Annotated in this window: 16 protein-coding genes and 1 pseudogene; 1 reads left to right on the top strand and 16 read right to left on the bottom strand. The window is 39.0% G+C overall.

Features of this window, described 5'->3' with window-relative positions; translation table 11 throughout:
• Nucleotides 1–19 precede the first annotated feature (19 nt).
• From DD829_RS12435 to DD829_RS12475, 9 genes are all read right to left on the bottom strand, one after another.
• Nucleotides 20–973: a transketolase family protein gene (locus DD829_RS12435; protein ID WP_108409235.1), complete on the bottom strand. Its 954-nt coding sequence runs from the start codon at nucleotides 971–973 to the stop codon at nucleotides 20–22.
• A gap of 598 nt (nucleotides 974–1,571) precedes the next feature.
• The gene (locus DD829_RS12440) at nucleotides 1,572–2,417 is read right to left on the bottom strand and encodes a transketolase (RefSeq protein ID WP_108409234.1); all 846 of its coding nucleotides are present in this window, start codon (nucleotides 2,415–2,417) and stop codon (nucleotides 1,572–1,574) included.
• Between the two features lie 4 nt (nucleotides 2,418–2,421).
• Nucleotides 2,422–3,075, bottom strand: coding sequence for a fructose-6-phosphate aldolase (gene fsa, locus DD829_RS12445; protein WP_108409233.1), 654 nt, complete (start codon nucleotides 3,073–3,075; stop codon nucleotides 2,422–2,424).
• A 298-nt stretch (nucleotides 3,076–3,373) separates the two neighbouring features.
• On the bottom strand, nucleotides 3,374–5,404 hold the full coding sequence (locus DD829_RS12450) for an alpha-glucuronidase (protein ID WP_108409232.1): 2,031 nt from the start codon (nucleotides 5,402–5,404) through the stop codon (nucleotides 3,374–3,376).
• Nucleotides 5,405–5,591: 187 nt separating this feature from the next.
• Complete coding sequence (locus DD829_RS12455; protein ID WP_108409231.1) at nucleotides 5,592–6,566, bottom strand: glycoside hydrolase family 43 protein; 975 nt, start codon at nucleotides 6,564–6,566, stop codon at nucleotides 5,592–5,594.
• A gap of 182 nt (nucleotides 6,567–6,748) precedes the next feature.
• The gene (locus DD829_RS12460) at nucleotides 6,749–7,870 is read right to left on the bottom strand and encodes an endo-1,4-beta-xylanase (protein WP_108409230.1); all 1,122 of its coding nucleotides are present in this window, start codon (nucleotides 7,868–7,870) and stop codon (nucleotides 6,749–6,751) included.
• Nucleotides 7,871–8,156: 286 nt separating this feature from the next.
• A complete protein-coding gene (locus DD829_RS12465; protein ID WP_108409229.1) occupies nucleotides 8,157–9,611 on the bottom strand; it encodes an MFS transporter in 1,455 nt (484 codons plus the stop codon).
• Between the two features lie 123 nt (nucleotides 9,612–9,734).
• Nucleotides 9,735–11,645, bottom strand: coding sequence for a sialate O-acetylesterase (locus DD829_RS12470; RefSeq protein ID WP_108409228.1), 1,911 nt, complete (start codon nucleotides 11,643–11,645; stop codon nucleotides 9,735–9,737).
• Between the two features lie 188 nt (nucleotides 11,646–11,833).
• Nucleotides 11,834–14,224, bottom strand: coding sequence for a glycoside hydrolase family 127 protein (locus tag DD829_RS12475; RefSeq protein WP_228408186.1), 2,391 nt, complete (start codon nucleotides 14,222–14,224; stop codon nucleotides 11,834–11,836).
• 520 nt (nucleotides 14,225–14,744) lie between these two features.
• Between DD829_RS12475 and DD829_RS12480 the strand changes: the two genes are divergently transcribed.
• Nucleotides 14,745–15,431 carry an NUDIX hydrolase gene (locus tag DD829_RS12480; RefSeq protein ID WP_076396142.1) on the top strand — a complete coding sequence of 229 codons (687 nt, stop codon included), beginning with the start codon at nucleotides 14,745–14,747 and terminating at the stop codon, nucleotides 15,429–15,431.
• Between the two features lie 27 nt (nucleotides 15,432–15,458).
• Here DD829_RS12480 and DD829_RS12485 read toward each other — a convergent pair.
• The 7 genes and pseudogenes from DD829_RS12485 to DD829_RS12515 form a co-directional block, all read right to left on the bottom strand.
• A pseudogene (locus DD829_RS12485) lies at nucleotides 15,459–15,788 on the bottom strand (DUF4260 domain-containing protein); the annotation flags it as partial.
• 58 nt (nucleotides 15,789–15,846) lie between these two features.
• Nucleotides 15,847–16,428, bottom strand: a complete 582-nt coding sequence (locus DD829_RS12490; RefSeq protein ID WP_108411270.1) for a Crp/Fnr family transcriptional regulator — start codon at nucleotides 16,426–16,428, stop codon at nucleotides 15,847–15,849.
• Between the two features lie 86 nt (nucleotides 16,429–16,514).
• On the bottom strand, nucleotides 16,515–18,242 hold the full coding sequence (locus DD829_RS12495; protein ID WP_108411271.1) for a sodium:solute symporter family transporter: 1,728 nt from the start codon (nucleotides 18,240–18,242) through the stop codon (nucleotides 16,515–16,517).
• A gap of 3 nt (nucleotides 18,243–18,245) precedes the next feature.
• Nucleotides 18,246–19,406: an aldose epimerase family protein gene (locus tag DD829_RS12500; RefSeq protein WP_108409615.1), complete on the bottom strand. Its 1,161-nt coding sequence runs from the start codon at nucleotides 19,404–19,406 to the stop codon at nucleotides 18,246–18,248.
• Nucleotides 19,407–19,426: 20 nt separating this feature from the next.
• Nucleotides 19,427–20,923, bottom strand: coding sequence for an L-arabinose isomerase (araA, locus tag DD829_RS12505; protein WP_108409614.1), 1,497 nt, complete (start codon nucleotides 20,921–20,923; stop codon nucleotides 19,427–19,429).
• A 197-nt stretch (nucleotides 20,924–21,120) separates the two neighbouring features.
• Nucleotides 21,121–21,819: an L-ribulose-5-phosphate 4-epimerase gene (locus DD829_RS12510; protein WP_108409613.1), complete on the bottom strand. Its 699-nt coding sequence runs from the start codon at nucleotides 21,817–21,819 to the stop codon at nucleotides 21,121–21,123.
• 362 nt (nucleotides 21,820–22,181) lie between these two features.
• Nucleotides 22,182–23,879 (bottom strand): ribulokinase, encoded by a 1,698-nt coding sequence (locus DD829_RS12515; RefSeq protein ID WP_108409612.1) that lies wholly within the window; start codon nucleotides 23,877–23,879, stop codon nucleotides 22,182–22,184.
• Between the last annotated feature and the right edge of the window lie 140 nt (nucleotides 23,880–24,019).

The raw sequence follows: 24,019 nt of genomic DNA on the forward strand, positions 1-24,019 counted from the left end.
ATTTAAATCAAGCAATTGTTTATTTTCTCTTCATTACTTTTTTCACCGCTTCTACAATATCATTGGCTGTTAATCCGTATTTTTCCATCAGCTGATCCGGTGTTCCGCTTTCCCCGAAGCTGTCGTTTACGGCAACATATTCCTGAGGAGCAAGATATTCTGTAATCAAGAGCTGAGCGACACTGTCTCCCAACCCGCCTAATCTGTTGTGTTCTTCCGCAGTTACTACACAACCCGTTTTTTTAACGGAAGTGAGAATGGATTCAGAATCTAAAGGCTTAATGGTGTGAATGTTAATAATTTCAGCATCGATTCCCTGTTCTTCAAGAATTTCTCCTGCTTTGATGGCTTCCCAAACCAAATGTCCTGTTGCAATGATGGTTACATCTTTTCCTTCATTCACCATCCATGCTTTTCCAATTTCAAATTTTTGATTTTCATCTGTAAAAATAGGAATTACGGGACGTCCGAAACGCAGATAAACAGGACCTTCGTAATCTGCAATAGCAATGGTCGCCGCTTTCGTCTGATTGTAATCGCAGGTATTGATCACCGTCATTCCCGGAAGCATTTTCATTAATCCGATATCTTCCAGAATCTGATGGGTCGCACCATCTTCACCTAACGTTAACCCTGCGTGAGATGCACAAATCTTCACATTTTTCCCTGAGTAAGCCACCGACTGACGAATCTGATCGTACACTCTTCCTGTAGAAAAGTTGGCGAACGTTCCCGTGAAAGGTATTTTTCCTTCCGTTGCAAGACCTGCTGCCATACCAATCATGTTGGCTTCCGCGATTCCGATCTGGAAAAAACGCTCTGGCGCTTTTTCGATGAATTTTTCAAATTTTAAAGAACCGATAAGGTCTGCGCAAAGCCCGACAACATTGGGATTTTTATCTGCCAGTTCTGCCATTCCTGCTCCGAAGCCGCTTCGGGTGTCTTTTTTTTCTGTGTAGGTATATTTTTTCATTTGTATATTAATTGTGGATATTTTTTTAATGCAAAAAGCGCAAAGATTTTTTCATCTTATTAAGGATATTTCTGTTCGCAAAGGCGCTTTGCTCAGCTAAAAGTGGATTTCTCAAGTAAATTTTATCCGATGTTTTTACAAAATATTTTTTTTGTGAACACTAAAAGCTTTACAGGTCACCTCTACGAGGTTTTGTGATGCCGAATTATTTTGATCTATTATCAGTTCGCTCCTACGGAGCATTTTTTATTCTAAAGCGTATTTAAATGGAGCCACAGCGTGGCGAACTGTTAATAGAAAAATTAATTCTAGAGAATCCAGCTCCGTAGGAGCGACCTGTAATTTAACATCACAATAAATTCTATTGTTATTTCCGAAAACTTTTTCTCTTTAATGCTTTGTTCGTTGATTGATTTGGAACGGCGAATCTATCTCCACTTTATTATTTTTATTTTGAATCGATGAATCTCGTTCCTCGATTTCTCGCAGCCCAGCTTGAGTGGAGCTCTTTTTGCAAATTTCCGCGGTGGAAAAGCCTTGGAAATTTGCAAAAAAGCGGGAGCGGAAGACGGAAAAAGCTGCCCAAATAATTTTTAATTTAATAATCGCCTAAAGTTTCTTCGAGTTGATCTAAAGCTTTTTCTAATTGTTCATCATTCGGTGCTTTTCCGTGCCAAGCGTGAGTTCCCATCATATAATCGACGCCGTAACCCATTTCTGTTTTCAGGAGAATACAAATCGGCTGTCCTTTTCCTGTCAAAGATTTGGCTTCGTCCAGAACTTTTAGAATTTCTTCCATATCGTTTCCGTTTTCCACTTCAAGAACTTTCCAGTCAAAGGCTTCGAATTTGGTTTTAAGATTTCCCAGAGAAAGTACTTTGGATGTTGGGCCGTCAATCTGCTGTCCGTTATAATCTACGGTGGCGATGAGATTATCAACTTTATTGTGAGAGGCATACATAATCGCTTCCCAGTTCTGCCCTTCCTGTAATTCACCGTCACCGTGAAGACTGAAAACCAAATTCGTATCATTATCTAGTTTCTTTCCAACCGCATGACCGACTGCCACAGACAATCCCTGTCCAAGTGAGCCTGAAGCAATGCGAACTCCGGGAAGGTGTTCGTGCGTAGTAGGGTGTCCCTGCAATCTGGAATTCAGCTTTCTGAAAGTTGCCAGTTCAGATTTATCGAAATATCCCGCATGTGCCAGAACACTGTAAAAAACAGGAGAAATATGACCGTTGGAAAGATAAAATACATCTTCACCTTTTCCCGTCATATCAAATCCTTCTTTTCTTTTCATTGCATCAAAGTAAAGCGCTACAAGAAAATCTGTACATCCCAGTGAACCTCCCGGATGTCCCGACTGGCAGGCGTGAACCATTCTTACGATATCTCTGCGAACCTGCGAAGCAATATTTTTTAATTTTTGAATATCGTGCATATTTTTACTGCATTTTGTGTGAATCTTTAATAAACTGTTCCAGACCGGAATCCGTTAAAGGATGCTTTAGCAATGACAAAATCGGAGGCAAAGGACAAGTTACCACATCAGCACCAATTTTCGCACAGTTAATGATATGCATCGCGTGGCGAACAGATGCTGCCAAAATTTCAGTTTCGAAACCATAATTATCAAAAATGGTTCTGATTTCCTGAATTAAATGAAGACCATCGGTGGAAACATCATCCAGTCTTCCTAAAAATGGAGAAACATAAGTAGCTCCTGCTTTTGCCGCTAAAAGTGCCTGTCCTGCTGAGAAAATTAAGGTACAATTAGTTCTGATTCCTTTTTGGGAAAAATATTTGATCGCCTTGATTCCGTCTTTAATAATAGGAACTTTTACTACAATATTAGGGTGAATTCCCGCCAACTCCTCGCCTTCTTTGATTATTTCTTCATAGGTTGTGGAAAGCACTTCTGCCGAAATATCGCCGTCTACAATTTCACAAATCTCTTTGTAGTGCTGCAAAACAGCTTCTTTCCCGCTGATTCCTTCTTTCGCCATAAGAGACGGATTGGTAGTAACGCCATCAAGAATTCCCAAATCCTGCGCTTCTCTGATCTGCTCTAAATTGGCAGTATCGATAAAAAATTTCATATGTAGATTTTTATTTATTATTGATTTTTTTTGGTTAACTGTTTGATTTTTAAATCTTATTACTGCTCCATCATCAACAGTCAGTTTATCATTCTGTAGGAATCTAAATCTTTATTTTTCTGTTGAGATTCTTACGGAATGACAAACCAAACATTAAACATCTGATTATTAACAAATAAGACATTCATTAAAGTTGAAACCATCAATTAATTGTTAAATTCATACTTAATTCATAAAACAAACAACTTCCTGTCTCAAAAAAATTTAGAAGTCATTTGTTTAAAATTAAATAGATTGATCAATTGTGATGTCCCATATTGAGTTTGATCTTCTTTAGATCTTCAAGCTGGTGAACAGGTTGTTCAATATCAGACGGAATAGGTCTTTTGGAATAGGTCTGAAAATAAAGCAAACAGGCATCTTTCCACCAAACTGCATCTTTTGCCTGAATTTTCAGCTTATCCTGAACCTCTGAAAACCTTTGACTATCAATATAGGGCTGTATTTGATCCCAGATTTTCTGATAGTTTCTTACATTCTGAACTCCCGAATCATATTTATAGCACAGCTCATCCCAAAGTGTTTTTCCATCTTTCATTCTGTAATCCCACGGAACATGATGAAACCAGAGAATCAGGTTTTCAGGAGTTGTCTTGATGTTACCATAGATTTCGTTAAGCGGCGGAAAATATTGCGAAACGGCATTGCTTCCCGTTTTTGTTCTGTCGAAACCGAGTCCTTCTGCATTAGCCTGATGATAATAAACCGGCGACCAGTCGGGTCTTCCCCCTTTGTAATCGCCCCACGGTTCCGGACCGTAATGATGTCCTCCGGCGAAGATATGATGAAGACCAAGCGGCATCATATAATCTACTGCAGTTTCACGTGAAGTCAGCATTATTTTTTTGACAGGATCTACAAAGTTTTGCTGATCTGTAAAAGTCATTTTAATCCATTCATCTGCAATCTGTTCCGAAGTTAAATTGTGATTCCACGCCAAACGTCCGAACGCATACCAATTGGCTTGGGCAAAATGATGTCCTGTCCAGTTTGTATCTTCTCCTATATTGGCAACTGCAGCAATGGCAGTAAGTTTTGCAGGTCTTAATGTTCCGTCTGTAATTTTAGCAATTGTGGAACCTTTTCCATCTGAAAAAGTATCGCTATCTAAAGTTTCTTTGAATAACGGTGTCAGAAAAACCAGATGATTTGCCTGTCCTAAATATTCCTGCGTAATCTGAAATTCAACCATTTCAGAAGTTTTTCTCAATGCTCCGAAAAGCGGGTTAAATGCTTCTCTCGGCTGAAAATCAATCGGTCCGTTTTTAATCTGAATAATCACATTATCTCTGAATTTCCCATCTAAAGGAACGAATTCCAGATGTGCCTGTTTTGCGCGATCTTCTTTGCTCGGACTGTACACAAATGCTCTCCACATGACGATTCCGCCGTAGGGCTTCAGAACATCCGCCATCATATTCGCTCCGTCTGCATGTGTTCTTCCGTAATCCTGCGGTCCGGGCTGCCCTTCGGAATTGGCTTTTACCAAAAATCCTCCGAAATCAGGGATCAACCTGTAAATTTCTGCGGCTTTATCTTTCCACCATTTCTGTACCTCCTGATTCAACGGATCGGAGTTCTGCAATCCTCCCAAAACTTTTGGTGAAGAAAAATTGACTGACAGATAAATCTTAATTCCGTAGGGTCTGAAAATATCGGCTAACACTTTGACTTTCTTCAGATAATCTTCTCGAAGCATATTTGGTGAAGCATTCACATTGTTAAGAACCGTTGCATTGATCCCGATGGACGCATTGGCTCTTGCATATTCTTCGTATCGCGGGGAAATCTTACTTGGTAAATCTTCCCATTTCCAAAGTGAATGACCGGCATAACCACGCTCAATCGTTCCGTCCAAGTTGTCCCAATGATTGAGAATTCTTATGTCGTAGGAAGGTTTTTCTTCTAATTTCAAATTAGAGAAATTAGTGTTTTGCTGCTGCAAATTTAAAAGATGATAGCTTCCGTACAGTAATCCTAAATCTGTTTTTGCAAGAATGCTGATTTTTTTTGGAGTAGAAACTATTCTGTAACCGTCTTTAAAATTTTCCGGAAATTTGTCGATCTTTAAATCAACAGCTTGTCCGCTCCAATGTTGATTGAGCTCCTTTTTAGCGATTTCAATGGTAGGACTTTTACTGTTTGAATTCACAATATTTCTGGACTTTGGATTTACCGGATATCTTAGCCATAACTGGCTTCCGTCTTCAGCCCAAGCCATGAGCGGAATCATGAGAAACAGTAATATATAGTTTCGGAAATGTTGCATTATTTTAAATTTTTGCTTTAAATTCCATAGGTTTTTTACCTACGCCAATTGATATTGAACCCTTCGGGTTCGGCTTATCTTCGTTAATCTTCCATAGGTTTCACCTACGGCTACTTTTGTTGAACTTTTCGAGTTCTTTTAAGAAACAAACTTTGTCAAAGTTCGAACTTTGATAAAGTTGTAGAAGTTACTGATGGTCTTCCAAACCTTCAATCGTTTTTATTTTTCCATTTACATCGTATTCCAATTCAACGACTTTCATGCTTCTCAGCCATGTTCTTCCGCCACTCGGAACAGAATCATGGAAGAACAGATACCATTTTCCTTTAAATTCTACAATGCTGTGATGGGTCGTCCAGCCAACAACGGGCGTTAAAATTTCACCCTGAAAAGTGAACGGACCGTAAGGATTATCACCCACGGCATAGCAAATCAAATGAGTATCTCCCGTTGAATAAGAGAAGTAATATTTACCGCTGTATTTATGCATCCATGACGCTTCGAAAAAACGATGTTTATCACCATGAAGCAATGGGTTTCCGTTTTCGTCCAAAATAACGACATCTTTTGGCTCTTCGCCGAATTCAAGCATATCATCGCTGAGCATTACTACTTTTGATGAAATGGCTGGTTCATTATCGCTAGGAAGAATAGCAGATTCCAAGGCTTTATTGTTTCTGTAGCGTTGTAATTGTCCGCCCCAAATACCTCCAAAATACATATAATGTTTTCCTTCGTCTTCAAAAAGACAGGGATCTATGCTGTAACTTCCCATCATCGGATGTTTCTCCGGAATGAATGGTCCGTAAGGTTTATCGCTCACCGCAACGCCGATTCTGAAAATATCGTTTTTATCCTTTAAAGGAAAGTACATATAGTATTTGTCATTTTTAAAAGCCACATCGCAATCCCACAACTGTCTTCCCGACCATGGAATATCTTGTACGGAAAGAACAACACCGTGGTCTGTAACTTCTCCGTTTTCTACGTCATCAAGAGAAAAAACATGGTAATCATTCATATCGAAATGGTCGCCATTGTCATTTTCTTCGATGCCGCTTTCGCGGTCGTGAGAGGGATAAATGTATAATTTTCCTTCAAAAACGTGTACGGAAGGATCTGCCATATAATCTTTCGGGAAAAGGTATTTTGCTTTGTTCATTTTATAGTTTAGATTTTTAGATGATAGATTTTATTTTTTAACCACAAAAGGCACAAAAGATTTTATTTCTTTTATTAAGTTTTCCAAAAGCTAAAAAAAGAATATGTCATAAACATTTCACTCTTTTATTCTTTGAATAATTTTATTTCAATTTTTCTTATGTTCCTTTTGTGGTTTAATAATTATTTTTCTTTGGTTAACTGAATGATTTTTTGCACAACAGGTTTTGCCTGATAATTTCTGTCGAATGGCAGCGGATAATCGGTTCTTCCTTTTACCGGAAAATCGTTTTTCCAGGATTGATTGTCGGTAACGCCCCAAAGTGTTACTCTCCGGATTTTATCCTGATGTTTGATGAATAGCCTGAAAAAATCCAGATAGCGGTTTTCCCATTCTTTGGTAACATTTTCAGGTAATCCTTTGGTGTATGGATTCATTTTGGCTTCATATTCCACTTTGTCGGCAACGTTGGCAGAAGTTCCCCATGGAGAAGGCAGTGCGCTGATTTCCATTTCGGTAATATTGACTTTTACTCCTGTTGCTGCATAATCAGTGATTGCTTTTTCATATTCTTCCAGTTTTGGAGTGTCAAGTCCTACGTGAGTCTGCATTCCTACACCGTCGATTCTGATACCTCTGGATTTCAAATCTTTGACAATTTTGGTAACGGTTTTTACTTTTTCCGGAAACCATTCGTTGTAATCGTTGTAGTACAATTCGGCATTTGGATCTGCTTCCTGTGCATACTGAAAAGCGAGCGGAATGAATTCTTCGCCCAGAATTTCGTAAAATTTGCTTTTGCGGTACGTTCCGTCTTCCATAATTGCTTCGTTCACAACATCCCAACCTTTTACACGACCTTTATATCTTCCGACCAAAGTTGAAATATGGCTTTTCATTCTCTGTTTCAGAATTTCGGGCGAAACGTCTTTTCCGTTATTGTCTACGAAAAACCATTTTGGTAACTGGGAATGCCAAATCAACGTGTGACCGATGATGAACATTTTATTTTTATCACCAAATTCTACAAATTTATCTGCATCGTCAAAGAAAAACTGCCCTTCCTGCGGCTGGATAAACATCGATTTCATACAGTTTTCTGCAACGATGGAACTGAATTGTTTTTTGATAATTTCATCCGACTTTACATCGGTACCGTTAATTTGAGGAAGGCTCATTGCTGTTCCGATGTAGAATTTATTTTTGAAAGCATCTTTCAGGGAATCTTTTGATGATGCCGAATTTGTGGTTTTGCAGGAAACGGTCAGGGTTAAAATTCCCAGTAATGCGGCTATTTTTTTCATTTTTAATTTTATTATTTATTCCGAAACTTAACAGGTCGCCTCTACGAGGCTCAATGGCTTGAATATATTGGCTATTAACAGTTCGCTCCTACGAAGTTTTTGCTATTTTATTTTTCTCTATTAAAATTCTTAAACTAAAGAATGTCCAATATTGTCTTTAATTGTAAAATTTGTTTTATGCTGAATCGCGCAGCCCGGCTTGAACGGAGCTCTTTTTGTGAAGCAAAGCGGAACAAAAAAGCGGGAGTGGAAGACGGATTAAGCTGCCCAAATCATTAAACCCATATTAATCTTCTTTTTTCCTTCTCTCTTTCAAATCCTGCTCGATTTGGGTTTCCATTTTTTTGTTGATTTCGTAGAACATTAATAATCCACACGCTGCAAAGAACGGAATCGCAGGAAAAATACTGACCAACATCTGAGCTCCATTCGCTACGGATTCCGGCTGGATGACGTTTTCCGTACCTTCCGAAGAAATGTAGCCGTAATGTCCGATAATAGAGGAAACCAGTGAACTTCCGATGCTCAAACCAACTTTTAACCCCACCATCATGGCAGAAAAAATAATGGCTGTGGCGCGTCTGTTGTTTTTCCATTCGGAATAGTCGGCAACATCGGCAATCATTGCCCAAAGCAAAGGTGTGCTGATCCCGTAGAAAAAGCCGTGAAGAATCTGCGAAAGGAACATCAATCCTACCGACTTTGGCGGATAAAACATAAAAGCCACGATAAACAAAGTGGAAATGAACAGAGAAGCAATGAAAGCGTCCCTTTTCCCATATTTATCTGCAAATTTCTTTGAAAAGGTAATTCCGATGATCATCATAATGATTCCACCTGCGTTGAAGAGCCCGAAACCTGCTGAACGAGGATCTTCTCCAAAGAAATTCATCCCGATGGAGCTGAAGAATGCCGTAATTGGTGATATGAAATTTTTCAAGGAAGTTTCATCCACGTAATTGTTGAAATAATAGACATAGGAACCTCCTTTCATTGCCAAAGTAATGAAAATCAGTGCCGTAACCACCAACATGATAATCCATGGTTTGTTTTTCTTTAAATCTTTTAAATCTGCTCCCAAAGTGGACTCCTGTTCCGGTTTTGGAATAACTCTTTCTTTGGTTGTGAAAAATGTAATGAGCAACATTATGGTTCCTATAATCGCCAACCACGTCATTACGATCTCAATTCCTACTGCTTTATCGCCGTTTCCTGCTGATAAAATAATCGGCAACATAAAAACCTGCACAAAAAACTGTGCAAACATTACTGCTACGAAACGATAAGACGAAATACTGTTTCTCTCGCCCATATCGCCTGTAATCACGCCACTTAAAGCAGCATAAGGCAAATTATTAGCAGCATATAACAACAGTAGAATCGTATATGTTGCCGCTGCATACATCATTTTTCCCTGATAAGAAAAATTCGGTGTACTGAATGCAAAAAGTGCGGCTGCACCCAATGGAACCGCTGAAAATAAAATCCACGGACGGAATTTCCCCCATTTGGTTCGTGTTCTGTCTGCCAAAGCACCGACCATCGGATTGAATCCGAAACCTGCAATCAATCCGACAATCAAAGTGATAATGGAGGCGTCTTCGGGTTTTAATCCGTAGATATCGGTGTAAAAATAGGCTAAATACGTTACTAAAGTCTGGAAAACCAGATTTGCCGCTAGATCTCCCAAACTGTAGCCGATTTTTTCAACGACAGATATTTTTTGAGATGAATTGTTCATGTTATAATTGATAAATGATGATTGATAAATGATGTTTTCTGAACGCAAAATCCGCAAAGATTTTTTTGACTGCTAATCTTTTTTAAGGTTCTCTCAGCAAAGATTAAAAATCAAATTAAATGTTTATTCTGTGGTGAAAGGCGATGCAGGAAGTCCGGTTTTGTTTTTGAGGTTTCCATCGGGATTATCTGCCCAATCGTAACGGACTGCAACTGGATCCGTCACGGAATCATTCCAGACTACAATTGTTTTGCCTTGGATTTTTGCTTTTGCCCAAGACCAGTTTCCGCCGGCGTTTTTGATAGCAAACCCTTTCAGCTCAACAACGGGAGCAAAATCATCGGTTCCGTTTTTAAAAGAAAGTACAATTTTATTTCCGTCGATTTTCATTGACTGATAAACCGGTCCGTCTGCAACGATGTTTTTTCCGTAAGCCAATTTCATTGCCTGCAAAGCAAGCCTGTCTCCTACTGTTTTTTTATTCAGCGGATGAATGTCATTCCATTCTCCTATATCGATGATCACGGCAAGTCCTGCATTTGGAACCTGTAATGAAACTTTACGCTGTTGGTCTCTTAGCTCCGCCCAGTTGCTTTCGATAGGCTGCGCTTTTGACTCCATAAAATTAGCCAATTGAACGGTGATGAAAGGCATTTCTTTATTATTGAATTTGTTTCTCCAGTCTGTAATCATCGTGGTTAATAAATCGCCGTATTCTTTCGGTTTTCCGGTGTTACTTTCGCCTTGGTACCAGATTGCTCCTGTGATATTATAATTGATTAAAGGATTTATCATGGCATTGTACAATCCTGTAGGTTTCCAGCGGATAAACGTTGTTCCGGGTGCCATTTTTGCCATTTTTGCTCCGATTTTATATTTCCATTCTGATTTTAAATCTATTTTTTGTCCGTCGATTTCAAGGTAATAGGGTTTATCTGCGATGAACTGCCCTTTTCCGCTTCCATTGGAAATTCTTACCGCAATTACATTTTTGCCTTCCTTCAGAATTCCTGCCGGAACATCGTACCAACGCGGAGGATATTCATAAGTTACATTTCCGACTTTTATTCCGTTAATGTACGTTACATCGGCGTCTTTTATTCTTCCAAGGTTTAAAAAAGCGGTTTTTCCTGCCTGATTTTTAGTTAAAATAATTTCTTTTCTGAACCAGACCGAACCTTCAAAAGAGCCTTCCGTATCTTCCCAAGAGCCCGGAATTTTCATGGTTTTCCAGTCAGAATCATTTAAATCAAATTTTTCCCAATGTTGGTTTAAACCTATGTCGCTCTGATCTAATTCTGTATACCAGGCTTTGCTTAATGCCTGTTCCGAAGATTCTGTTGATTTTATCAACTCATCATTCTGCCATTTTTTAGCCTCATCCAAATAATCAGGATATTTTTTCAGAGAATTTTCATCCATCCAAGCCTGAATTGGAGAACCTCCCAAACTGGCATGAATGATTCCTACCGGAACTTTATTTTTTTCGCTTACATCTTTAGCAAAAAAATAAGCAACCCCAGAAAAATTCAGAATGGTTTGAGGATTTGTTGCTTCCCATTTTCCTCCTTCCAATTCAGTCTGAGGTGATTTGAAGTTATATTTTTGCGGAACCGTAAAAAAACGAATGTTCTGATTGTTTGCATTTTTGATTTCGTCTGAATACAATGGTGTAAGTCTGCGCATCGGCAGTTCCATATTCGACTGTCCTGAAGCGAGCCAAACGTCGCCGATCAGAATATCTTTTAAGGTAATTTCGTTGATGGTCATGGTGTACGGACCGCCTGCTTTTTGTTCCGGAAGTAGAATTTTCCAGTTTCCGTTTTGGTCTGCAGTCGTTTTGTAGTTTTTACTAAGAAATTTAACGTCTACTTTTTCATTGGGATCCGCTTTTCCCCAGATGTTTAATTTCTGGTTGCGCTGTAAAATCATTCCGTCTGAAACCAGTGCGGGTAATTTGATTTTGGCTTCAAAAAGCAGAGTGCAGCATATGCAGAGAAGAAAGGTTAGAATTTTGATATTTTTATAATTCATTTTTATAAATTTTTAAACGCTAAATGCAGATCTTTTGTTTTTTAGAATTGAATTCCTTCGGAGCTGATTTCAACTTTCGAATCTTTCACAGCCCATCTTAGCAGACTCTTCGACAAGCTCAGAATGACAAAGCGCGAACGGAGAGCGGATGACGCTGCCAAAAAAATTATAGTATTCATTTTTATGTGCTAAAAAGGCTTATCTTTTAATAATCTCACTTCAACGATTTTTGGAGTGAAGGATTTCCCGTCCGAAATAAATTTGACGGTAAGTGTTTCTTTATTTTTTTCAGAATCCGGAACTGCGATCAATAGTGATTGTGGTGAACTTCCGTTTTTCCCTCCGAAGTCTTTTGAAAACACTTTAATTCCGTTGATTTCTGCATTCAGGGTACGATTGCTATTGGCATCGAAATAGAGAAGATAAAGGTATTCTGCATTTCTGTCCTTGTTTTTCATCTGATAGCTAAACCAGCCTTTGGCATCTCGGAAATGCCGGTCTTCCATATAGCCTTCGTAGGCATCTTTGCTATCAAAAAAATGGTCCGATTCCGGCTGTTGTTCGCCTAACTGGATTTTATCTGCTGTGATAATATCCAATTTTCGGATGATCTCTTCTTCCTTGGCTTTTTTCTGCTGAATCATTTCGATTTTATCCTGCGTTGCCTGTGGAAAATAGATAATGTAACGTTCTTCCTGAATCTGGTAAAACGGAACAAGCTCCAATCCGTTGCTGAATTTATTCTGAGGATAAAGTCCGCTAATTTTAAATTTTAAATCTTTTTCATTAACAGGTTGAAGATGATTCAAAACCGTTGTTGAAGATCCTAAAATTGTCGGAATGTCGTTCAAAGGAATCTGCGGTCCGTGCGCAATATGTCCACCGCGGCTGTCGTCGGCAAAGAGCCCTGTCTGATTTTCTTTACCATATTTTGCTACCAGAACAATGGGTCCGTATCTGAATGCATGATAATCGGAATTGTCCGGAAGCTGTTCTGCAGAAAGATGCATCGGCATTTTCATCTCAATCACATCACCTTTTTTCCATTTTCTGCTGATGTTGATATAACCTTCGGAATCTACAGAAGTACTGATCTTTTTAGAATTCACTGAAACTGTTATCTGTGAAACATCCGTCCATTCGGGAACTCTAATTTTTAGGTTAACTTCGGATTTTGGAGCAAGATCAAAGATCAATTTTGTGGAAGGTTCCTGCGGGAAATTATTTTCCTGTCTTATGACCAATTTTTTTTCTGACCATTTTAAAACAGACGGAATAAAAAGATTCACGTACAAATCGTTATCAGAATGCGCATAAATCATTTCACCATATTTGGCGTGATTTTCCATTCCTGAACCAACGCAGCACCAGAAGCTGGTTTCCGGCTGGGAATATACTCTGTAATGACCGGGACGCATGGGTGTAAAATAAACAAACCCGCCTTTTTCCTGATGTTGGGTGGAAAGTATATGATTGTATAAAGCTCTTTCGTAATAATCAAGATAAGAGGATTTTGGATTAGTGGCGAAAAGTTCTCTGGTCAGTTTCAGCATGTTGTAGGTATTGCAGGTTTCGGGTCCTTCAATACTTTTAATCATCCCGCTGAAATCTCCGGTAGGATTGAAATGTTCGCTTACACTGTTTCCGCCGATAATGGCTGAACGTTTTTGGGTTACATTATTCCAGAAAAAAACTGCGGCGCTGTTCCACTCTTTGTTATGTTCCAGATCTGCAATTCTCTTGAAACCGATTACTTTCGGGATTTGCGTATTGGCGTGAATTCCCGTCAGTTTATCTTCGTGAATCAACAATGGATTTAAAATTGCCTGATGTGAGAATCGGTGTGCTAACTTAAGATATTTTTCATTTTTGGTAATGTCATAAACATCGGCAAAAACTTCGTTCAGTCCGCCGTGTTCGCTTTTCAGCATCTCCTGAATCTGCTCATCGGTAAGTCCGGAAACTTCGTCTGCCATCCAGTCGGTAAGCTTAATGAGCATTTTTTTCGCTTTTTCGCTGTCTGCGTACCAATACGCATCACGCAAACCGGAATATATTTTGTGAATATTATATAAAGGAACCCAACGGTCATTCAGTCCGAAAGCGGATGCACGAATATTGCCGTCCGAGATTTCTTTCCATATCTTTTTGCCATCCGGAACGCCGGAAATATAACCGTTTCCTGAAAGATTCTGGCAACGTTCCAACTCGTCGATCATATAATCCAGTCGTTGTTTTACTTTCACATCGCCTGTAGAAGCGTACATCAAAGCCAAAGCAGAAATGTAATGGCCGCCGATATGACCATCCAATCCTGTATTTTCCCAGTTCGGATAATTCGGTTTTTTAGGATTAAGTCCTGCCTCTTTTAAATAGGGAGCCAACAAACGGTCGGGATCTATCGACATTATGTAATTTTTATCCGTCTGCATTGCCCTGCTGAAAATACTTTCAGACAAAGCGACTTTGTTCAGCGGAAAATAGCTGACTGTTTTGCTCATCTGCCCAAAAGCAAATGTGCTTAAACCTAAAAATACTATCAGCGATTTTTTATTCATTAATAAATGTCTATTCAACATTTCTAAAAATAAAAGAAAGAATCAATATGACAAAGAATTTTGCAGAATGAGCCGCCGAAATCAAAAAAAAGTCTATTTTAAAGTCTTAGAAAAAAACTAAAAACAACAGGAGCTTATCATAAAAATTAAGATTATGAAAAATAGCGATAATCAGAACCATACAGCGAAATTACGTGTATAAAAAATGAATACGGAATATACAGTATAAACGCTGATATTTTATATTAATAGCTTATCGTATTTTTAAGACTAAGCCCTGATATGAGTTTTAGGGTAAATTTAAAATGAAAGTAAAATTAATTTTAACATATTTTTAACATTAAGTTCATCTGTTTTTAATGTTTTAGATGAATAAAATGTAAGTTTCGAAGGTGTAAATGGCTCCCAAAATGATAAGGAAGATGATGAAATCCTGAGAAATTCAAAATAAAAAGTAAAATAAAGTGTATAAAATACATTTATATTGATTAAGCCGTAAAATCAAAGGCTAAAAGCATTAACTTTGTATAAAATATAATCGATGACACAAGACTATTCTCATTTTCCACGACATTTGGTAGCTGTAGACTGTATTATTTTCGGGTTCGACGGCGAAAATCTTAAAATTCTTCTGGTACAAAGGAATTTTGAGCCTAAAATGGGAGAATGGTCCTTGATGGGCGGATTTATAGGAAACGAAGAAACCTCCGATGAAGCAGCGCACCGTGTCCTGAATACCCTCACAGGATTGGAAAACATCTATCTGGAACAATTGAATTCTTATACGCGGATCGACCGTGAACCTACGGCAAGAATTATGTCAATTTCCTATTATGCACTGATTAATATTGAAAAAAATATCCAGATCAATGAAAAATACAGCGCAAAATGGTTTGATCTTCAGGATTTTCCAAGTCTTATCTTTGATCATAACGAAATGGTAGAAGATGCCGTTCTGAGATTGCGCAGAAGAGCTTCTACAAGACCTATCGGTTTCGAGCTTCTGCCGGAAAAATTTACGATGAAAGATTTGCAAAATTTATACGAGGCGATTTTTAATGAACAGTTTGACAAGCGGAATTTCATCAGCAAAATTAATGCGCTGGATATTCTTGTGAAAACGGAGGGTAAAGATATGACTTCTTCTAAAAAAGGGTCTTTTCTGTATCGTTTTGATGAAGCAAAATATGAGAAAAAGCTTGCGGAAGGGTTTATGTTTAAGATTTAAACGGTTTTTTTTTCCTATTGAACCCAGATGGGTATGTTTGAAATTGTCTTCAAATTTTAATCCGTATCCGAAAATCCTGTCCATCGCAGAGTGTGCGAATAAAATAATTCCGGCAAATTCTACGATAGAAATTTTAAGCCAAAATCCGAGAATAAAAACAAGGATTGCGAGCATTTTATGATGAAAAAAATTGTAGATCCGGGCTCCGGCTTTTGGATTGATTAAGTAGCCGACCATGGAAACATCCGGAAGCAAAAGGCAAAGCGGAAAAAGCCACCACTGAAATTCTAACCGGGTAAACAGGAAAACGGCTAAACCAAATTGTCCTAATTCTTCGAGCTGCAAGAGATTTTTCATTGTCTGAGATTTATCTTACAAATGTCTGACAACAGAAAATAGGTTCTCTTGACAAAAATCAAGAATTTTCTGCCTGTCGTTTCCTGATTCTGCTGAAAGTTTCGGGCGTCATTCCCAAAACCGAAGCGATATATTGCAACGGAACCTGATGAAATAATTCTCTATTCTGCTCAAAATACCGGTTATATCTTTCTTCTGCGGTCATAGAAAGATGGGAAAATATCCGGTCTTCCATCATTGCAAAGCATTTAATAATAAATCTTTTCTCAATTTCAGTCCATTTGGGAAATTCCCTGCAAAGTTTTAAATAATCTGTTTTGGAGATGGTAAGCAATTCGGCTTCGGTAAAAGCCTGTATTGTCCATCGGTTGTGTTGATTAAAGAAAAATCCCATCACATCGGTAATGAAAAAATCTTTCGTAGAAAGCCATTGCGTAATCTCTTTTCCATCTTCGGACAAAGCAAAAACACGCAAAACTCCGGATTTCACCAAGCTTAATCTGTTACAAATTTCGCCCGAATTTGTAAATATTTCATTTTTTTCTAATTGTTCTTTTTTAAAATAAGATTGAATAACAGAGAGTTCCTGAGAATTCAGCGGTCCAAAATGGGTTTGTATCAATTCATTAAAATCTTTCATTAAAATCTTTCTAAATGCTGAATTAAAGTTAAACAAAAACAGGACTCCAAAACGGAATCCTGCCTTTATTTTATTGTATTCAAATTCTACCAGAATCTCACGTAAAGTGCAGTGAGCAGGAGTAACGTTACAACGATTAAAACCAATGTTCTGTTGTCTACCCGGAACATTGTTGCATCGATTGCGAATGCTTTTGGATTCACTTTCGGTCCTGCAAAACTGATTAAGACCATTGCTGTAATGGTGATCACGAAAGACCATCCCATATTAATTAAAAACGGGATTTCTGTAATGGTGTGTACAACTCCGTTTTCCAGTTTTTCATAGGTGAAAGCGGTATATAACCAGGTTTCTTTTCCAAAAATATCGACGGCAAAACTGTTGAAGAAAATTGCCAGAACGAATCCTAAAATTACACCGACCAAAGCTGCTGTTCCGGTGGTTCTTTTCCAGAACATTCCCAAAAGGAACATGGCAAAAACTCCGGGACTTATAAATCCTGTATATTTCTGAATGAAGGTAAATCCTCCTTCGCCGCCGATTCCCAAAACATCGGTCCAGGTAAATGCCAAAGCCACAAACATAGCAATGATGATCGCCCATCTTCCGGTTCTCACCATCTGGATTTCCGTTGCATCAGCTTTTAAATATTTCTTGTAAATGTCTAATGTAAAGATCGTTGAGATACTGTTCACTTTTCCTGCCAAAGAAGCAACGATTGCCGCGGTTAAAGCCGCTACAGCAAGACCTTTCAGACCAACCGGCAGAAATCCTAAGATTGCAGAATAAGCGCCATCTTTTACGCCATTAAAGCCAGTTAAATGCCCTTTTGAATACAAAACGTACGCTGCGATTCCCGGAAGCATTACGATAATCGGCATGAATAATTTTAAGAATCCTGCGAATAAAATTCCGGTTCTTGCGGTTTTCAGATCAGCTCCCAATGCTCTTTGGGTGATGTATTGATTACAGCCCCAATAATTCAGGTTTACAATCCATTGTCCTGCGAAATACATCGCCAATCCCGGTAAAACAACATATTTCTGAACATCGAGATTTTCAGGCATTTCCAAAGTAGTGGTAGTCTTCACCGGCTTTTCCAGCATCAGTTTAAAGTGTTGCGGTGCTTCGTTCATCAAAGTTTGAAAACCTGTTAAAGCATTCCCGACTGCCGCTCCGTTAATTCTCTGATCAACAATCTGAAGCGCCATATAAACGGTGGCAAAACCTCCGATAATTAAAACCGCTACCTGAATAACGTCTGTGTAACCGATTACTTTCATACCGCCAAGACCGATTAAAAGAGCCATTAAAAGCAATCCTATCATGATGATGTGAAGATTGTCGCCTCCCAGCAATGTATCAATTGCCAAAGCACCTAAATAAAGGATGGAAGTTAAATTGACAATGACATATAAAAAGAGCCAGAACACAGCCATAATCAGGGAAACCGATTTGTTGTAACGGGTTTCCAGAAATTGTGGCATCGTGTAAATCTTGTTTTTAAGATAAATCGGAATGAACCATACTGCAATAATAATCAATGCAATTGCCGCAATCCATTCATAAGCAGCCACGGCAATTCCTACAAAAAAACCTTCACCGGACATTCCTATGAACTGTTCTGCAGAAATGTTTGAAGCAATTAAACTGGCTCCAATCGCCCACCAAGTCAGTGAACCTTCCGCCAGAAAATAATCTTTACTGCCCGAAGCCGCCGATTTTTTCTTTTTGTAAATCCATATTCCGTAGCCTGCAACCACCACAAAATAGATAAGAAATATGATGATATCAAGAGTTGCCAAATTTCCCATATTTTATTTTTTAACTGAGAATTTATAAATTGTTTTCGACTGGTATTTCTGTCCTGGCTTCAGTTCTGTAGATGGAAAAGACGGTTGATTGGGAGAATCCGGAAAATGTTGGGTTTCTAAACAGAACCCCGTTCTGAATTCATTTTTTCCGCCAGTTTTGGTATCGAATTTTCCATCCAGAAAGTTTCCGGAATAAAACTGTACTCCTGGTTCATCAGTCAAAACTTCCATTACTCTGCCTGATTCGGGATGGTACACTTTCGCAATACTTCTCAATCCGTTTCCGTTCAGAATCCAGTTGTGATCGTAGCCTTTTCCTTTTTTCAGTTGATCGTCATCAGCACTGATGTCTTTTCCAATTGCTTTTGAAACAGTGAAATCGAATGCACTTCCTTTCACCGCTTTTTGCTCACCGGTCGGAATCAAAGTTTCATTCACCGGCAAAAACTTATCGGCATTGATCTGCATTTCGTGGTCAAGAATTGTTTTTGAGAAATTTCCGGAAAGGTTGAAATATGAATGCTGAGTCAAATTCACAACAGTCGGTTTATCTGTTTCCGCTTCGTAAGAAATTTCAAGGGCATTTTCGTCGGTTAAAGTGTAAAAAACTGTTGTCGTCAGTTTTCCCGGATAGCCTTCTTCCCCATCTGCGCTGGTATAAGTCAGTTTCAACGTTGGGAATTTGGAATCTTTTACAGGTTCAATATTCCAGAATTTGGTATGAAATCCGTCTTTTCCGCCATGAAGACTGTTGGATCCGTCATTTTTATCGATGTCATAGGATGTGCCTTCCAGCGTAAATTTTGCATTAGCAATCCGGTTTCCGTAACGTCCGATTAATGCTCCGAAATAATAAGAATTTCCGTTGAAATAATCTTCAGGCCGGGTAAATCCTAAAACGACATCTTCGTATTTTCCGTTTTTATCGGGAGCTGTAAGTGAAGTGATGATTCCGCCGAAGTTGATGATTTCCACTTTCATCCCGTTTTTATTGGCTAAAGTATATTTTTTAACGGAATCGCCTTTTGACGTTACTCCGTAATCTGAAATCTGTATGTTTTCCATTGTTTCCTGTTGAGCTTTTGATTGATTTTCTTTTTTATTGCAGCCGAAAATACATAAAACAGCAAAAAGAATTATCAGGTTGATACTTGTTTTTCTCATTTTTTAGAAGTTTTGCAAGTTTAACGATAATATATTTCATTCCAGCGAAGCGTGTTCTTAAAATCTCGGATTTTTGTATTTTCATCAATTACTAATGATTCGATACCTGCGATCTCCGCAAAATCTTCCAACTGCTCTGCGCTGATGTTTTCGCTGTAACAGGTATGATGGGCTCCACCTGCTAAAATCCATGCTTCAGCAGCCGTGTATAAGTCCGGAAGTGGTTTCCAAAGCACTCTCGCTACAGGAAGTTTCGGAAGTTCCTCGGTGATTTCCAACGCTTTTGTTTTGTTGATCAGCAGTCTGAAATGATTTCCGAAATCCATTAAAGCTGCATTTAAAGAATCAATATTTCCTCTTGAATTGAAAACCAGACGAACAGGATCTGCTTTTCCGCCAATTCCGAGTGGATTAATTTCACAAGAAGGCTTGTTAACTGCCAAAACAGGATCCACTTCAAGCATATGCGAACCCAGAACCGATGGATTTGATGGATTCAAATGGTAGGTATAATCTTCCATAAAAGCATTTCCGCCTTCTAAACCCTGTCCCATTGTTTTCATCGCACGAACCAAAGCAGCGGTTTTCCAGTCGCCTTCTCCTGCAAATCCATAACCTTTTTCCATTAATCTCTGAACGGCAATTCCCGGAAGCTGCTCCAATCCGTGAAGGTCTTCGAACGTATCCGAGAATCCTTTGAAATTTCCGTCTTTGAGGAATTTTTCCAAACCTAGCTCAATTCTTGCGGCAACTTCGAGGGATTTTCTGTTTGCTCCTCCGGAAAGAAGAGATTCTGCCATTTTGTATGAGGCTTCATATTCTTCAATTAAAGTTTTAATTTCACCATCTCCAATAGAATTGACAACGCTCACCAAATCTCCAATTCCCCAAGTGTTTACCGAAAAACCAAACTTGGTTTCCGCTTCCACTTTATCACCGTCTGTCACGGCGACGTATCTCATATTGTCTCCGAAACGGGCAAATTTTGCACCCTGCCAATCGTCCCAGCCAGCAGCAACTCTACTCCATTCCCCAATCTGTTTCTGAACTCTTTCCTCTGCCCAATGTCCAACCACTACTTTCCTGTTTTTACGAAGACGGCTTACCATAAATCCAAATTCACGGTCGCCATGCGCTGCCTGATTAAGGTTCATGAAATCCATATCCATCGTAGACCACGGAATATCCTGATTGAACTGGGTATGAAGGTGCAACATTGGTTTTTGTAATGCAGTAAGACCACGAATCCACATTTTTGCAGGGGAAAATGTATGCATCCATGTTACGATACCGATACAGTCTTTTGCAAAATTGGCAGCCGTTAATGTTTCGAAAATTTCTTCCGTGGTTTTTACGGTTGGCTTTAAAACCACTTTTACAGGAATTTGTGACGAAGCATTGAAAGCTTCCACAATCTTCGCCGAATGTTCCGCTACCTGTGCTAATGTTTCAGAGCCGTATAGATGCTGGCTTCCGGTGATGAACCAGATTTCTTTGATATTGAGAGGTGTTAACATATTTGATGATTGATAAATGATGATTTATAATTGATATTTGATTTTATTCATTTCATAGGTTTTACCTACGGCTATTAATATTGAATCCTCCGGATTCTGTAGGATTTGTGCGTTTTTTTCCATAGGTTTCACCCAAGGCTACTGATATTGAACGATGACAATTGCCAAAAGCTAAAAGCCATTCGCCAAAAGCAAAACTATTGTCCGTAATAAGCGTTTTTGCCATGTTTGCGTTCGTAATGTTTTTTGATAAGTGAATCTTTTAAACGAGTTACGTTCGGATTAATTTGTTTGGTGAGATACGCCATTTCAGCGATGGTTTCCAAAACTTTGCTATTGTAAACAGCTTTTTCAGCATTTTTTCCCCAAGTGAACGGTCCGTGATTTCCGATGAGCACCATTTCTACTTCTTCATAAGACAGTTTTTTTTCCTTGAAACAATCCAGAATCTGGATTCCGGTATTATATTCATAATTGCCTTCGATTAAATCATCATGCATCGGGGGTGCACAAGGAATGTCTGTTGTAAGATGGTCTGCGTGCGTTGTCCCGAAAATCGGGATGTCTAACTGCGCCTGTGCCCAAGCTACTGAATAAACAGAATGTGTATGTGAAATGCCACCGACATTTTCCCAGTTTTTATAAAGATAAGCATGGGTTTTGGTGTCTGAAGACGGTCTTAAATTCCCTTCCACCACATTGGCGTCATAATCTAAAATCACCATATCTTCCGGTTTCAATAATTCGTAAGGAACACCGCTGGGTTTGATGGCAAAAATTCCTTTGTCACGATCAACGGCGCTTACGTTTCCGAATGTGTAGACCACCAATTTTAAGGCATCGAGCTGCATATTGGCTTCGTAACATTCTCGTTTTAATTCTTTATAGATGCTCATTTTTATTTACATATTTTTTTCAAATTCATAGGTTTGACCTACGGCTAATCCTATTGAACCCTTCGGGTTCTCTCCTATGTATCCATCGCAGCCCGGCTTGAGCGGAAATCCTTTTTTTGCACTGGGAAAAGCCTTGGCGAAAAAGATTGGGAGCCCTTCGACAAGCTCAGGATAAACTACAGACGGATAAAGCTGCCATGATTGTTTTAGTTAATGGTTTTTGGTTGATGGTTGATCGTTCTTTAATTAATGTAAATATTTAACAGGTCGCCTTTACGAGGCTCTTTTTGTGATGATAATATTTACATTATTTACGATTAACAGGACGCTCCTAACGGAGCTTTTTTAAACCTAATTAATTACTATAAACTGTCAACCGTCAGCTTTTTCTTAGATTTGATATTATTTTCGGTGAAATCTGCTAAAATCTGATAGTGCTGTAGCAATTCTTCGTATTGTTCTACATGTTCTTTCTGCGGGAAGTATTCAGCTTCGAAATCAGAGCCCATTTTTTGGCTTGCTTCCTGGACGTTGGGATAAATTCCTGCGGCAACAGCGGCATAAATAGCTGCCCCTAAAGCCGGAGCCTGATCTGATGCTGCCACAACAATCGGCATATTCAGGACATTTGCCAGAGTCTGCATGATGAATGGTGATTTTCTGGCAACGCCGCCAATTCCTATGACTTTATGGATTTTAATGCCTTCATCTTCGAAGCGGTCGACAATTTTTTTGGAACCAAAGCAAATGGCATTCACCAACGCTTTGAAAATATGCGGTGCTTTTGTTCCCAAAGAAAGGTTGCTGATCGCCATTTTCAGTTCCTGACTGGCATCCGGTGTTCTTCGTCCGTTGATCCAGTCCAACGCAATGGGAACGGTTTCCGAAAGAGGAATTTTTTCTGCTTCCAGAGTGAGATAGCGAATCATGTTTTTTTCTATTTCTTCTTTCAGCAAGTGTTTTTGGTTTTCGCCAATTGCGTCGGAACTCATTATAATATTGATTGTCGGTTCTGTGAGAATATCTTTATACCACGCCAAAACATCTCCGAATGCAGATTGCCCAGCTTCCAATCCCATTAATCCCGGAATGACGGAACCATCGACCTGTCCGCAGATTCCTTTTACCGTTCTGTCTCCGATAATTTCTTTTGGAGCCACCATAATATCGCAGGTGGATGTTCCCATAATCCTGATGAGCGTATTCTCTTCTACTTTTGCGCCTATTGCTCCGGAATGTGCATCGAAAGTTCCGACAGCAATGACTGTATTGACCGTTAATCCTAATTTTGCTGCCCATTCTTCGTTCAGATTTCCGGCAACTTCGTTGGAAGTATAGGTTTTATCATATAATCTATCGCGAAGTTCTGCCAATGACGAATCTAATTGACCAAGAAATTCTTTGGAAGGAAGTCCTTTCCACGACTCGTGCCACATTGCTTTATGTCCGGCTGCACAACGGCTTCTTCTGAATGTTGCTAAATCCTGATGATCGGAAAGCAGAAACGTAAGGTAATCACAATGTTCCATCCAACTGTGCGCTGCGTTTTTTACGGCTTCATCTTCTCTGTTGATATGAAGAATTTTTGCCCAAAACCATTCGGAGGAATAAATTCCGCCTTCAAATTTTGTATAATCTTCGCCACCCCAATTTTTCGCCAGATCATTGATTTCTTCAGCTTCACGGATGGAAGTATGGTCTTTCCATAATACCATCATTGCATTGGGATTTTCTGAAAATTCGGGCAAAAGGGATAAGGCAATTCCATCTTTATTTACCGGAAGGGGTGAAGAACCCGTAGTATCAATACAAATGCTGACAATATTTTCGGGTGCAACTCCACTTTCTTTCACGACATCGGAAACGGTTTTTTCCAGTCCTTCGATGTGATCCAGCGGATGCTGACGAAATTGATTGTTTTCCGGCCTGCAGAACCTGCCTTTTTTCCATCTTTGATAGTAGCTTACGGAAGCTACCAATTCTGCCCCGCTTTCAGTATCAATCAAAACGGCGCGAACAGAGTCTGTTCCATAGTCTAAGCCGATAACGTACTTTTTCATTAACGAAAGTGATTTATTTGATTTATAGTTTTAGCTCTTTTTTAAAATAACGGATGTATTGGATTACATTATGCAAGGATTTCCCTTTAAGCTTTCATTTACCCTAACAAATTCTCCGGTTTTCTGTTGAAGAGATAAAA

Origin of the sequence: Chryseobacterium sp. HMWF035, from assembly GCF_003094695.1 — a bacterium.
GTDB lineage: Bacteria > Bacteroidota > Bacteroidia > Flavobacteriales > Weeksellaceae > Chryseobacterium > Chryseobacterium gambrini.

Bases quoted from the DNA above. Each gene is read 5' to 3' on its own strand.
- DD829_RS12435 (WP_108409235.1), bottom strand. From the start codon at position 973: ATGAAAAAATATACCTACACAGAAAAAAAAGACACCCGAAGCGGCTTC.
- DD829_RS12440 (WP_108409234.1), bottom strand. From the start codon at position 2,417: ATGCACGATATTCAAAAATTAAAAAATATTGCTTCGCAGGTTCGCAGA.
- fsa (WP_108409233.1), bottom strand. From the start codon at position 3,075: ATGAAATTTTTTATCGATACTGCCAATTTAGAGCAGATCAGAGAAGCG.
- DD829_RS12450 (WP_108409232.1), bottom strand. From the start codon at position 5,404: ATGCAACATTTCCGAAACTATATATTACTGTTTCTCATGATTCCGCTC.
- DD829_RS12455 (WP_108409231.1), bottom strand. From the start codon at position 6,566: ATGAACAAAGCAAAATACCTTTTCCCGAAAGATTATATGGCAGATCCT.
- DD829_RS12460 (WP_108409230.1), bottom strand. From the start codon at position 7,870: ATGAAAAAAATAGCCGCATTACTGGGAATTTTAACCCTGACCGTTTCC.
- DD829_RS12465 (WP_108409229.1), bottom strand. From the start codon at position 9,611: ATGAACAATTCATCTCAAAAAATATCTGTCGTTGAAAAAATCGGCTAC.
- DD829_RS12470 (WP_108409228.1), bottom strand. From the start codon at position 11,645: ATGAATTATAAAAATATCAAAATTCTAACCTTTCTTCTCTGCATATGC.
- DD829_RS12475 (WP_228408186.1), bottom strand. From the start codon at position 14,224: ATGTTGAATAGACATTTATTAATGAATAAAAAATCGCTGATAGTATTT.
- DD829_RS12480 (WP_076396142.1), top strand. From the start codon at position 14,745: ATGACACAAGACTATTCTCATTTTCCACGACATTTGGTAGCTGTAGAC.
- DD829_RS12490 (WP_108411270.1), bottom strand. From the start codon at position 16,428: ATGAAAGATTTTAATGAATTGATACAAACCCATTTTGGACCGCTGAAT.
- DD829_RS12495 (WP_108411271.1), bottom strand. From the start codon at position 18,242: ATGGGAAATTTGGCAACTCTTGATATCATCATATTTCTTATCTATTTT.
- DD829_RS12500 (WP_108409615.1), bottom strand. From the start codon at position 19,406: ATGAGAAAAACAAGTATCAACCTGATAATTCTTTTTGCTGTTTTATGT.
- araA (WP_108409614.1), bottom strand. From the start codon at position 20,923: ATGTTAACACCTCTCAATATCAAAGAAATCTGGTTCATCACCGGAAGC.
- DD829_RS12510 (WP_108409613.1), bottom strand. From the start codon at position 21,819: ATGAGCATCTATAAAGAATTAAAACGAGAATGTTACGAAGCCAATATG.
- DD829_RS12515 (WP_108409612.1), bottom strand. From the start codon at position 23,879: ATGAAAAAGTACGTTATCGGCTTAGACTATGGAACAGACTCTGTTCGC.